Consider the following 12,221-nt stretch of genomic DNA (forward strand, 5'->3'; position numbering starts at 1 on the left):
GGCCGCATGCCGTCAGGCATGAAGCGGCTTCGGATGACGGCGGGTCATCAGGTCGTGGATGGCCAGCCGCACCTCGTCGGGCGAACCGAACCGCTGCTCATCGAGGTCGTGGACATGGAATTTCACGGCGATGAACTTCAGCCGATCTTCGTCGGGGATAACGATGCCGACGGGAACGCCTGCGTATTCGATAACTTGCTTCTTCATAGATAGAACTCCTGCCGCGCGGGCATGCGCAGCCATGGCGAATTGACTTGTCTGGTACCGTTGAAAGGAGGACGAACGTCACATTCGACAGTTCGGGCGGGAGAGGGCGCCCGGACGGTCATTGCCAAGCACAGATCGCCCAAGGAGAGTGGCGAGAATTTCGATATCTATCATGTCTCGTTCCTTTCGTTGGCGTTGCGCTCGATGGTCCCGGAAGAGCCCGGGGCCGGTGATTGCTGTCTTCAATATCTACTAACTTAGTAGAGATTACCCGACAGGCTGTCGGAAACATATTCCGAAACGTGTCAAAATATCGACGATCCGAAAAAATTCATTCCATCCTGGCCCGAACTTACAGAAGGAAACATATCAGCTCTTCGTAAAATTCGCATGACAGAATCGAAACTCTTTCGACGCCGCAGCAGAAATAGGAAGTCTGTCTGATTCCGGCAATGGGCCTCATCGTTAAAAATCGAGATGCCTCGAAATGGCCGATTTGGTTAACGTCCGAAAGCATGGATCACCAGCCTTCCTGGAGCACCTTTTCCAGCATGTCTGCGAAGAAATCCGCGCTTTCGATACTGAGGCAGAGCGGCGGCTTGATCTTCAGCACATTTTGGTGATCGCCGGTCGGCTGCATGACGATACCGAGCTCGAGAAGCCGGTCGCAGATCGCCGCCGTCTCTTCCGTCGCCGGCTCAAGCGTCGTTCTGTCGCGGACGAATTCCAGGCCGAGATAGAGACCCATTCCGTGGACGGCGCCGGCGATCGCGTGCCGATCGATCAGCGCGGCAAGCCGCGCCTTCAGATGATCGCCGACCGTGCGGACATTTTCCTGCAGCTTCTCCTCAGCCATGATATCGAGCACCGTCATGCCGGCGACGCAGCTGACCGGGCTGCCGCCGGTGGAGGAGAAGAAAGGCCCTTGCTTCTCCAGCGACTGCGCAATCTCCCGTCTGGTGATGACGGCGCCGAGCGGATGGCCATTGCCCATGCCCTTGGCAATAGTGATGATATCGGGCACGACCCCTTGCTGTTCGAAGCCCCAGAAATAATGGCCGAGCCTGCCGTAACCGACCTGCACCTCGTCGGCGATGCAGAGCCCGCCGCGGGCGCGCACCTCGGCGTAGATCTCCTTCAGGTACCCTTCCGGCAACGGAATGCCGCCGGCATTGCCGTAGACCGATTCGCAGATGAAGCCCGCAAGGCCTTCGCCGCCGGCGTCGATCGTCTCGAGTATCGGCTTGACGGCGGCCAGGTAGCTCGCCGCCGTGTCGGGTCCGCGAAACGCGCCGCGATAGGTATTCGGCGAAACGGCCGCATGCACCCAATCCGGTCGGGTGGTCAGCGCCAGCGGATTGTCGGCGATCGAAGTGGAGACGGCGTCGCTCGCCGCCGACCAGCCATGATAGGCCTCGAGCAGGCAGAGCATGTTGCGGGCGCCGCTATGGGCCTGTGCCAGTTGAATCGCCAGATCGTTCGCCTCGGAACCGCTGTTGACGAGGAAGACCGCGTCGAGGCCATCAGGCGCGAGCGCCGCGAGACGCTCGGAAAACTCCGCAATCGCCGCATAGTGGAAGCGTGAATTCGTATTGAGCCGCAGCCATTGGGCGTTGATTGCCGCCGCCAATCTGGGATGGCCGTGGCCGACAATCGTGACATTGTTGACCATGTCGAGATAGGCGCGGCCCTCGACATCGAACAGATGTTCCCTCCAGCCGCGCTCGACCTGCGGCGGCGCGGCATAATAGTTCTTCTGGGCGCCGGCAAGATGGGCCTGCCGCCTGACGAGCAGTTCGGCGGTCTCCGGTTGCGGCGCATCCGCTTTCGGGCTGAGAAGGGATGAAGGCGAAGGGCAGAGCACCGACCAGGCCGCTGCCTCGCGCGGCGTGGAAAAGAGCGGCGGTTCGAGGCCCACGACGCTGCAGAGCTGGAGGCGCAGGCCACCGAGCGACGAAGTCTCTCCGAAAACCGAACCGAGCGGATCGCCGGCGGCAAGCACGGTGCCATCCTCGACCCCACCCTCGATAAAGGGGGCGAGCCCATCGAGGTGCAAGGTCATGCTCTCGTCCGTCAGTGTCAGATGGTGGTCCTTCCAGCCGATGCGGCCGGCAAAGGGCGCTGCGACCGCACTTCCTGCAGCAAGGCAGATGTCGACATGCAGGGCGAAGGTCGCCTGTGCCCTCGTGTTTCCGAGGGCAGCGCGGGAAAGCCGATATTCACCATAGCGCGTCGCCGCCGTCCCGTTTTCGGTTGCAGCCCGGGCAAGCAGCCGCCAATCCATGTCGGCGTCCAGCCAGTTGCCTGCGGAAAAATGGGCACTTCCTACGCCAAGGTCGACATAGGCGATCGTGGTGGGGTCGATATCGGGCAGCAGGGGAAGCCATTCTGGTGCCGACGGGGCGGCGACATCCGCGCCGGCCGCCTTGAGGATCGCAGCTTCCATGAGTTCGAAAGGAACCGACATTGCCGTATCGAAGATCGCCCGCTCGCGGTCGAGATTGCTGCGGACATAATCGTTATCGGGATCGATCGACATCTGCTGTTCGCTGCTGGCGACGAGGATGACCGCGCGTGCGACGATCAACGGCCACAGTGCTTTCAGTTCTTCGTCGGTCAGCGGATAGATCGCCTGATAGGCGGTGACGGCGGGCAGGATATGAAACGGATCGCCATTCGCCTGATGCAGCAGCGAAGCGCAGGTGACGGCAAGATCGCCGACCAGCCAGCCGCGGATGATGTCGCCGAAATCGATCACGCCATCAGGGATCGTGTGGCCACGGGCGTCGCGATGGCCGACGACATTGTCGCCGGTGACGTCGTGATGGACGGCCTGAAGCCGAAGCGACGGCGCCAAGGGCTGGATGCGGCGAACGGCCATCACCATGGTTTTCGCGATCCGGTCGCGGGCAGCGCTGTCGGTGATGGCGGACAGCAGCTGTACGGCGACAGGGCCGGCGCGTCGCAAATCCCACTGCAGGCTACGGTCGAGGCCGGGATGGTCGAAATCGGCAAGCGCCTGCGCCAGTCTCGCGCAGAGCGCGCCAAGCGCCGCGACGGACGCCGGCGCCACATATCTCATCTCCGTCAGTCCCTGGCCTTCCAGATATTCCAGCAGCCGGACCTGATAGTCCCGCCCGCGCACCGTAAGGACGACAATTTCCCGCCCGTCATTCGTGGCGATCACCTTCGGAACACGTGGCGCGTCCTGCCGGCTCTTGAGATGATGGAGCGCGGCATTCTGCGCCTCGAGCTCGCGGGCCTCGTAGGCGGCGTGGCAGATCTTCAGGACGTATCGACCGCGATCACTGTCGAGGCGGTAGTTCCGATCCTGCTGGCTGCCGAGTTCGGAGAGAATGCCGGATAGGCTATAATGGGCAAGAAGGATTTCTTCCGCGTCACCAACGGTAACGTCGGGACGCGGCAGCGTCATGCGATCAACAAGCGCCTCGTCGGTCATGACACCCCTCCCGCAGCATGATTCGATTACCCCTTAAGCGCGATAATCAAATACTTGCCGCTGGCAGGCAACGGGAGATTGTTGTCCGCCAGCAAAAGAGATGCGCGGCTTCGGCCGACTCACCCCATGCGTTCTGAGGCGTAGCTTCCGGGGCTGGCCGGGAAGACGACTGTGCGATTGCCGTTGATGAAGGTGCGGTGATGGATATGGGCGTGAATGGCGCGCGCCAGCACCTGGCTTTCGACGTCGCGGCCGATCGAGACATAGTCGTCGGGCGACTGCGCATGGGTGATGCGGGCGGTGTCCTGCTCGATGATCGGGCCTTCGTCGAGGTCGGCGGTGACGTAATGGGCGGTCGCGCCGATCAGCTTGACGCCGCGCTGGTAGGCCTGCTTGTAAGGGTTGGCGCCCTTGAAGCTCGGCAGGAAGGAGTGGTGGATGTTGATGATCTTGCCCGACATCTGCTTGCAGAGCTGGTCGGAGAGGACCTGCATGTAGCGGGCAAGCACGATCAGTTCGGTGCCGGTCTGCTCGACGAGGTCGACGAGCTGTGCTTCGGCCTGCGGCTTGTTCTCCTTCGTCACCTTGATGTGGTGGAAGGGGATGTCATGATTGACCACAACCTTCTGATAATCGAAATGGTTGGAGACGACGCCGACGATGTCGATCGGCAGGGCGCCGATCTTCCAGCGGTAGAGCAGGTCGTTGAGGCAATGGCCGAAGCGTGACACCATCAACAGCACCTTCATGCGGCTCTCGCTGTCGTGGAAGTCGTATTCCATCTCGAAGGGCGCGGCGACGGCGGCAAAATCGGCGCTGATCGCGGAACCGGAAAGTCCTTCCTCGGAAATGAAGCTGACGCGCATGAAGAACCTGCCGGTATCGAGATCGTCGAACTGCGAGCTGTCGATGATGTTGCAGCCCTTGTCGGCCAGATAGCTCGAAATCGCCGCAACGATGCCGCGCGTCGACTTGCAGGATACCGTCAATACATAGCTTTTCATGTCTCTCCCTCTTCCCTCTTGAAGGCCGCAGCCCGTGCTTAGATCAAAGCCCGTGCCGCGAATAGGCCGGCGCACTTTCATTTATGCGACAAATTGCAAGATAAACCATCACGTTCCTGCAAGTTCTCTCATCGCGACATCAGCTTAGGAGAAGTTGCTCAAAACGCTGTGCCGCCAGCGCCGCACGGATGTGTATTCTCGCCTTCAGTGAATGAAACTAAAGCATGTCGCTGAAAGCTGATGAGCAATTTGCGACATCGAGAGGCGGGAAACCAAGGATGTGAAGGACGGGAAGTGATTCCGAAGGGTTAGGCAGGCGGACGGCTCACGGCCGCCACTTTCCGGCGCGGCGTGGTGATTTCGTGGACGATTGCTCCGCCGACCGACGAAAGCACCAGCGCCAGGACCACGAAGAGCAGCGGCTGCTGCAGGATGCCGATCGGCAGGCGGTCCGAAGCCACCCTCAGGAAAGCGAGTGTGAAGGCGTGGGTGATGTAGATGCTGTAGGAGCAGTCGCCGAGATAGTTCAGCCATCCCAGAACCGGCAGCCGGGAAAAGTCGATGGAAACTGCGCCGCAGATGATGAAGATCGCCGGGATTCCCCAGGCGTAGAATCGGCTCTCCGGCGGCATCAGCGCTTCGTTGACGAAGAGGAACACAAAACCCGTGGCCAGTGCCGCCCATGCCCAGCGGTTCGGCAGAAGCACCTTCTGCCCGTAAAGCCAGCCGAGCACGACGCCGGCGAGGAACTCCAGCATGATCGGCTGACCGTAGAACCGGGTGGCCGTCGTTTCCGGCAGCAGCCGGCAGGCAATCAGGATCACGGCAAAGACGGCGAACATCGCTGGAATCCGGCGGGCTTCCGACAGCGGCAGCAGCAACGCAAACACAAAATAGAAGAACATTTCGTAATTCAGCGTCCAGCCCGGCACGACGACAGGGGTGATCGTGCTTGGATCGGCGGCATTGGCCCATGGCAGAAACATCAGCGAGGCGATGAGATGCGGAAGGTCGAACACCGTGGATTTCAGCAGTGAAGGCGCCACCAGCGCCACGGCCGCCGAAAACAAGGTTGCCAGCCAATAGAGCGGGACGATCCTCCTGATGCGGCGGCGGGCGAAATCGCTGGGGCTCATCGCGCGCCCGCTCGTCGTCAGCCACATCACGAAACCGCTCAGCACGAAGAAGATGTCGACGCCGGTTTCGCCATAAAGAAAAGCCGTGGCGTCGACGGCGGGATTGACCTTGGCAAGCTGCAATATCGCATGGAAATAAACGACCATCAGCGCCGCAACAGCGCGCAGATATTGAAGCTGGACAAGCATCGAAGCGTCTTGCTCCTCGGGCTCGCGGACGCCGATTTCCACCGTGCCGCTACGGTCAACTCAGTACATCTGCCGCACGACCCTGCCGGATGCGCGGGCTGTCGTGGAAGCGCATATATCCGACGACGAACCACAAGAGGCCGGCAATCTTCATCGAGAAAACGGCGGTACCCCCGATCATCATATTCAGAAAAATGAAAAGAGAAAGTGAATGGGCGCATCGCCGCTGCGCCGCCGTACGGCCGGCGGGGAAGAGGCAGACGAACAGCCAGAGCGCGATGACGCCGAAGATCGTCGCCGCGTAGATCAGGTAGACGTAGCCGCTGTCGGCGAACTCGGCGACCCTGTCGACCGAAAGCCCGAGTACGGCGAGAGGATCGAGCTCCATGATCTTCTTCATCGTCAGGTTGATGCGGCCGGTGAAATTGTCGCCCGTCGCATTGGGTTTGAGGGTATAGACGACGAACCCCGCGGCGACGATCAGCGGCATTAGCGCCAGATTGAAATTCCTCGGGATCTTCGGAAAGACGAAATAGCCGACGATACAGGCAAAACAGAAGATCAGCATTGTGCGCGTATCGTTCGTCACCAGGATCAGCACCGCCGTGCTGATGAAGAGCAGCCGGTCCCAGCGCCCCAGTCTTTCCCACATGGAAATCAGGTAGATCGCGATCACGCCGCAAAAATTGGCAAGCGACACTTGTTCGAGAAAAATCGACGACGAGCGATGGTCGATAATGCCGAAGGAAAAGCGCTCGGGAAAGCCGAGAGCGTTCTGGAACAGGCCTGTCGTGTTGTAGCTCAGCGGCAGCAGCCCGCGGGTATTGGCGAAATAATCGGACGGATGCACGATGCTGACATAGAAGGGCACGCTGATGATCTCGAAGATCAGGAAGATCAGCACCGCAAGGCTTGCCCAGCGGAAGGCCAGCTTCATCGTTTTCTCATTGCTCCAGCCGCCGAGGCCGGTAAAGCAGAAGATGATCAGCACGTTGCGGAAATGATCGACGAACGGCATGCGGTTGAGCACGCTGACATAGATAGTCACGACAAGCGTGAACAGCAGGAACAGGAAGCCCGGCAGATCCGTCTCGTAGATCCCCTTATGAAGGATGTAGATGATGGCGCTTGCCAGAATCAGGCCTTCGCTGGCGGCGACATGCGTCATCGACAGCGGCATGATGTTGTGGTTGATGAAGGCAAGAATGCCGTTATAGAGCATCGAAAGCAGGCCAAGCCAGAGCACCGCATGATCGACGCGAGACGCCCCCCCGGCCGCGTCGAGGCGGTTGCCCGACACCGTGAAAGTCGCTGCCTTCTGATCGACTGTCGCCACGTTCAATTCCCCGCAGGCTTGACGGCGGTGCAGGCGCCGGCGTCCGCTTTCGCCGACGCGGCGAGAAGCCGCATCTGCGGTCGCTCAGGGCTCTTGCCCGGCTGAACGTTGAAAGGTTCGTCCGCCGGCCACCATTCGCCCGCCGCCCAATAGGACCAGCCGAGCCAGACATCGCTATTGCCGGACATGGTGGCGTAGATCTTGGTCAGGCCGCTCATGCAGTCCTTGTCGGCGGAACCGCCGAATTCGCCAAGAAAACCGCGTTTATGGTTCCGCTTCAGCCAGGCGGTGACGCCGGTGATGGCCTCGACCGCGGTGGCGGCGCCTTCGCAGGTGGGATGGGTTCCCGACGAATCGACGTCGAGATATTGATGGACCTCATAAGCGTAGAAATCGAGCGGGTCGCGCACGCCGAGCATGACAGTACCGTTGGCACCGCCGATCACATCCTCTTCCCAGCTGTGAGCGCCGCTCCAGGCGGTGCCCGGCACCAGGATAAGGTTGCGAGCGCCGACGGCGCGAATGGCGCGGATCGCCGCGTTGGCGGCATCGAGCCAGTCGGTGGCCTTGATGTCGTGCGGCTCGTTCATCAGGCCGAAGAGAATGCCGTCCTCATTGGCGAATTCGACCGCGAGCCTTGCCCAGAAGTCGGCGAATGCGGCGTCCGTCGCCGGCGCGGTGCCGATCTGCGCCTTATCGTAATAGCCGAAGTTATGCGGGTCGAGCAGAACGGCCATGCCCTGCTTTCGGATCAGGCCGACCGTATCATTGATCCGCTTGAGTTCGTCCTCGTCCAGCCGCCCGCCGAGCGCCGGCTGCAGCCGCTCCCAGCGGAAGGGCAGCCGAATGATCGTCATGCCCTTTTCGGCGAAATAGCGGATCGTCTGCTTGCTCGGATAGATGTAGTTCGTACCGTAGATGGCGCCGCGCTCGCCATATTCGCCGCCGGAAAGATTGACGCCGCGGTAACACGGCGCGCCGGCCGCAAAGGCCGGCGACGGCATAAGGGCGGCCGCAAGCAGCAGCGCCGCCAGATGTCGTGTCGTCCTCATAGCTATCCTCGCAATCACGGCAAATCGCAACATCGACGTCGCTGCGCCTATCTTAACGGTCCGTTAGCTAAGAATTTCTAAAGTCGCAGCACCTCGGCTTCAGTCTTTCACGCTGGGCGGGACACGAGTGCGCGTATGAGTCAATATGACAGGAACAGGGTAAGCCGGCTGCCCGGCTGGCGTAGTTACGAGCCGTCTCCGACTGCGTCGGAAGGCGTGCGCCTGCGCAGTCCCGTTATTCGTCCGGATGATTTCGCCCGTCCCGAGCCCAAGCCAGCCGCACCGCCTTTCGTGCCACCGTCGGCACGGGTTGCAGATATCCGTCGATCCAAGCCGCCGTCCGCCGCTGCCGCCGAACCGCCTGCGGCCCTAGAACCGCCTGTGGCCAATGTGCCGCTGCAGAACACATCCGCGCCCGCCGCCGCGCTTCTCGACCTCCGCTCCAGCATCGCGGCGATCTGGAGCCGCCGGCTGCTGGTGTTTGTGCTGGCCCTCTTTGGAGCCGTCGGGGGCGGCGTGGTGGCGCCGTTGATCGGCCAGAAATTCACCGCCGTCAGCAGCCTTTATTTCGATCCGCGCCAGATCGGCCTTGCCGAGGCCGGCGCGCAATCTTCAGGCCCATCGCCGGAGATGATCTCGGCGCTGATCGACAGCCAGGTGCAGATCCTGACCTCGGGCAATGTGCTGCGCCGCGCCGTCGAGTCGATGAAGCTCGACCAGGATCCGGAATTCAACGGCGGCAGGACGGATGGCGCGGCCGTGATCGGCGCCCTGCAGAAGGCGCTTGTCATCACCCGCCAGACCGGCACCTATGTCGTTTCGCTCGCCGCGACGACGAACGACCCCGAGAAATCCGCGAAGCTTGCCAACCAGGTGGTCACCTCCTTTACCGAGGAGGAAAACAGCGCCTCGAACGGCCTCTACGAAAACACCTCCTCGACGCTGGACGGACGCCTTGCCGATCTGCGCCAGAAGGTGCTGGAGGCCGAGCAGGCGGTCGAAACTTTCCGGGCCGACAACGACATGGCCGCGACCGAAGGCAATCTGATCTCCGACCAGCGTCTCGTCTCGCTGAACACGCTCTTGGTGACGGCGCAGGAAAAGACCATCCAGGCGAAGGCCCGCGCCGATGCCGTCGCCAATCTGCGCGTCGAAGACATCGTTGCCGGCAACCAGGCGGAAGGCGGCGTCACCTCGCCGCTCGTCAGCTTGCGTCAGCAATATGCCGCCCAAGCCGCCGCCGTCGGCAGCCTTGAAAGCCAGATGGGAACGCGTCATCCGCGCCTGCAGGCGGCGCGCTCCTCGCTGCAGAGCATAGCAGGCGAAATCAGGGGCGAATTGCAGCGCCTCGCCACCTCGGCAAAGGGCGAATACGAGCAGGCCAAGGCTGCCGAGGACAGCGTCGCCAAGGAGCTCGCCGTTCAGAAGGCGCTGCAGGCGACGACCTCGGACAAGCAGGTGGAATTGAACGAATTGCAGCGCAAGGCGACGGCGGCGCGCGATATCTACGAGACGGTGCTCAAGCGCTCGAGCCAGACGAGTGAGGAGCAGAACCTCAGCCAGAGCAACATCCGCGTCATCTCGCCGGCCGAACCGCCGGTCAAGGCCGATGGGCCGGGAAAGAAGATCCTGATGGTCGCCGGCATCATCGGCGGCTTCCTCGCCGGGTTCTTCCTGGGCGCTGCTTTTGCCATCCTAGTCGGTCTCTTCGGCCACCCCGTCATCAGAGGCTATTTCAGGAAATCGCCCGCCGCGGCGGCTTGATGCGGGCCGTCGATTTTCCTACATGCGGAAGAAGCGGTTTGTCGCCGGCAGGAGAATTCCCATGCGGCTGTTGATGATGCTTCTGATATCACTCGGCGTCCTGTCCGGCCTCGCCCCGGCGCCAGCCTTCGCTGTCGACTGGACGAAATCCATGGATTCTACTGTTCAACCCCTCTATCCCTACAAGGGCCTTCCCGGCGTCAAGGCGCAGCCGGACAAGAAGGAAGAGGAATCCTATAATTGCCGCACCGAGACCGTCCAGATCCGCCGCCGCTATGACGAAATCTTCCGCTCCGGCGGCATGCCGACGCTGATGTATGTCTGCGACCGCGACGGCTTCGTCACCATGGGCGAAAAGGTTCCGCTCCGGGGCCATTACCAGCCGGTGCGGTGAGGCCAATCGCCTTTCTCGAAGACATGCAGTTCGGCCGTCTTGGCGCCGAGCCTCGGAAAATTTCATCTCTTGCCGAAATCATTCATGAAGCGCTGCTTCTATCGGGCAACGAACGCGCCTTCCGCTCCCCGGCATGCTTCTTGCATTATTACTGATATTCTAACTTTTGGGGAGAAAGTGTCATGCAATGGAACGCATCACCGAATTTTGCACCTCTTGTCCTCTTTCTTGGCGGTCGGCGAAGGATCGTCAAGACGCTCCGAGACGCAGCCGAAGTGCTGATAATGGATTGGCCATTCGACGATGGAGAGGAATATGTCGCGGCCGTGAAGGCTTGCGATGATGCCGTCGCGGGAGAGGCCGGGATGGAGGAATTGAGGGAATTGCTTCTTCGCGCCGCCAGGGAAGCCGGCATTACCGCTTTGTCGGTCGTATCGGGTAGCAGCAAGACGACATCCCACATGGCGGCGTGACAGGCCTTCAACCTGCGCCAACTCTTGGAACCGGTATCCAGACAAGCAGGTCGATGGCCTCTGTCAACAGGGCCAAGTGCGCAATTTTGGAAAGATTTGAAGTTTGATCTTGGCAGCGATCAAAAGGAAATGGTGCCCAGAAGAGGACTCGAACCTCCACGCCTCGCGGCACAGGTACCTGAAACCTGCGCGTCTACCAATTCCGCCATCTGGGCGACGGAGAGCGATGTAAGGGGGTGGCTCGTGACTGTCAACTGGGTTTTTGAAGTTTTCCTGACAGTCTGCAAAAAACAGCCGATCACATGCGAGGGAGCGGCCGGAGGGGAGCCATAGCGCTTCGCTCCGGGCGCCCTATATAGAGGGGGTCTCGAAAGGAATGCCTCATGCCTGCTGCCCGCACGCTTCTGCTCGCCGGCCTTTTGGCCGTTTTCACGCCTGTCATGGCCGGCGCTGATTCGCCGAAGCCGGGTCTCGGGCCGGTCAACACGGGATCGACGCTCTGCGATTTTCGCGGCTGCTTCGGTTTTGGGCCGCAGCAATGGCATCGCCCGGCTTATGTCCAGCCGAATTACCGTCCGCGCGGCGCGGGGCCGACCTATTACCTGCCGGGCGCGGCGGGACGGCCGCAGCTGACCTATGACCCGCCGCCGGTGCGCCAGGTGCAGCCGCCACGGGATCTGAACAAGCACATCGCCTGGTGCACCAATGAATACCGTTCCTACAATCCGAGGACGGATCACTTCCTCACCTATGAAGGCGTCTACAGGATCTGCCGCTCGCCCTATCGCTGAGCGTGCTTGGTCAGCTTTCGTGCGAGACGCGGTCGACATGGCCGAGATCGCGGCCGGGCTCGATGATGTCGCGGACGCGTTGCTTCAGCTCCTTCGGCCCGGGAAAGCCGCCGTCGCGCTTACGCTCCCAGATGAGATCTCCATTGACACGGATTTCGAAATTGCCGCCGGTGCCGGGGATCAGCGCCACCTCGCCGAGACTGTCGGAAAAGGTGCTCAGCAGCTCCTGCGCCATCCAGGCGGCGCGCAGCAGCCAGTTGCACTGGGTGCAGTAGAGGATCGAGACGCGGGCTTTTTCGGTCATGGCGTTTTCCTTTCGTTTGGCGTGATTTAAGCGCTTGCGGCGTGCAGACGCAATCGCGCACGCGCAAGCATCTTGCGCGCCGTTGTTCGGCATGGTTTCTAACTGCCGACC

General features: G+C 61.3%; 11 protein-coding genes and 1 tRNA gene. 4 read left to right on the forward strand and 8 right to left on the reverse strand.

Going from position 1 to position 12,221, the window contains the following annotated elements; translation table 11 throughout:
- Window positions 1-12: 12 nt before the first annotated feature.
- From NXC14_RS01155 to NXC14_RS01180, 6 genes are all read right to left on the reverse strand, one after another.
- Complete coding sequence (locus NXC14_RS01155) at window positions 13-207, reverse strand: hypothetical protein (RefSeq protein WP_003544544.1); 195 nt, start codon at window positions 205-207, stop codon at window positions 13-15.
- Between the two features lie 520 nt (window positions 208-727).
- On the reverse strand, window positions 728-3,667 hold the full coding sequence (locus NXC14_RS01160) for an aminotransferase (RefSeq protein WP_085776604.1): 2,940 nt from the start codon (window positions 3,665-3,667) through the stop codon (window positions 728-730).
- Between the two features lie 119 nt (window positions 3,668-3,786).
- Window positions 3,787-4,671, reverse strand: a complete 885-nt coding sequence (gene purU / locus NXC14_RS01165; protein WP_085776605.1) for a formyltetrahydrofolate deformylase — start codon at window positions 4,669-4,671, stop codon at window positions 3,787-3,789.
- Window positions 4,672-4,979: 308 nt separating this feature from the next.
- A complete protein-coding gene (locus NXC14_RS01170) occupies window positions 4,980-5,996 on the reverse strand; it encodes an acyltransferase (RefSeq protein WP_085779923.1) in 1,017 nt (338 codons plus the stop codon).
- Window positions 5,997-6,051: 55 nt separating this feature from the next.
- Window positions 6,052-7,332, reverse strand: coding sequence for a hypothetical protein (locus NXC14_RS01175; protein ID WP_085776606.1), 1,281 nt, complete (start codon window positions 7,330-7,332; stop codon window positions 6,052-6,054).
- 2 nt (window positions 7,333-7,334) lie between these two features.
- Window positions 7,335-8,384 carry a glycoside hydrolase family 5 protein gene (locus tag NXC14_RS01180; RefSeq protein WP_085776607.1) on the reverse strand — a complete coding sequence of 350 codons (1,050 nt, stop codon included), beginning with the start codon at window positions 8,382-8,384 and terminating at the stop codon, window positions 7,335-7,337.
- Between the two features lie 135 nt (window positions 8,385-8,519).
- Between NXC14_RS01180 and NXC14_RS01185 the strand changes: the two genes are divergently transcribed.
- The 3 genes from NXC14_RS01185 (at window position 8,520) to NXC14_RS01195 (ending at window position 11,015) form a co-directional block, all read left to right on the forward strand.
- Window positions 8,520-10,148: a GNVR domain-containing protein gene (locus NXC14_RS01185; protein WP_085776608.1), complete on the forward strand. Its 1,629-nt coding sequence runs from the start codon at window positions 8,520-8,522 to the stop codon at window positions 10,146-10,148.
- 61 nt (window positions 10,149-10,209) lie between these two features.
- A complete protein-coding gene (locus tag NXC14_RS01190; RefSeq protein WP_085776609.1) occupies window positions 10,210-10,542 on the forward strand; it encodes a hypothetical protein in 333 nt (110 codons plus the stop codon).
- 182 nt (window positions 10,543-10,724) lie between these two features.
- Window positions 10,725-11,015 (forward strand): DUF982 domain-containing protein, encoded by a 291-nt coding sequence (locus tag NXC14_RS01195; protein WP_085776610.1) that lies wholly within the window; start codon window positions 10,725-10,727, stop codon window positions 11,013-11,015.
- Window positions 11,016-11,145: 130 nt separating this feature from the next.
- Here the strand turns inward: NXC14_RS01195 and NXC14_RS01200 are convergent.
- A tRNA-Leu gene (locus NXC14_RS01200) sits at window positions 11,146-11,230 on the reverse strand.
- Between the two features lie 168 nt (window positions 11,231-11,398).
- Here NXC14_RS01200 and NXC14_RS01205 point away from each other — a divergent pair.
- Window positions 11,399-11,806, forward strand: coding sequence for a BA14K family protein (locus NXC14_RS01205; RefSeq protein ID WP_085776611.1), 408 nt, complete (start codon window positions 11,399-11,401; stop codon window positions 11,804-11,806).
- A 10-nt stretch (window positions 11,807-11,816) separates the two neighbouring features.
- Here NXC14_RS01205 and NXC14_RS01210 read toward each other — a convergent pair whose 3' ends face one another.
- On the reverse strand, window positions 11,817-12,110 hold the full coding sequence (locus tag NXC14_RS01210) for a SelT/SelW/SelH family protein (protein ID WP_011423629.1): 294 nt from the start codon (window positions 12,108-12,110) through the stop codon (window positions 11,817-11,819).
- Between the last annotated feature and the right edge of the window lie 111 nt (window positions 12,111-12,221).

The sequence above is a fragment of the Rhizobium sp. NXC14 genome (assembly GCF_002117485.1).
GTDB lineage: Bacteria > Pseudomonadota > Alphaproteobacteria > Rhizobiales > Rhizobiaceae > Rhizobium.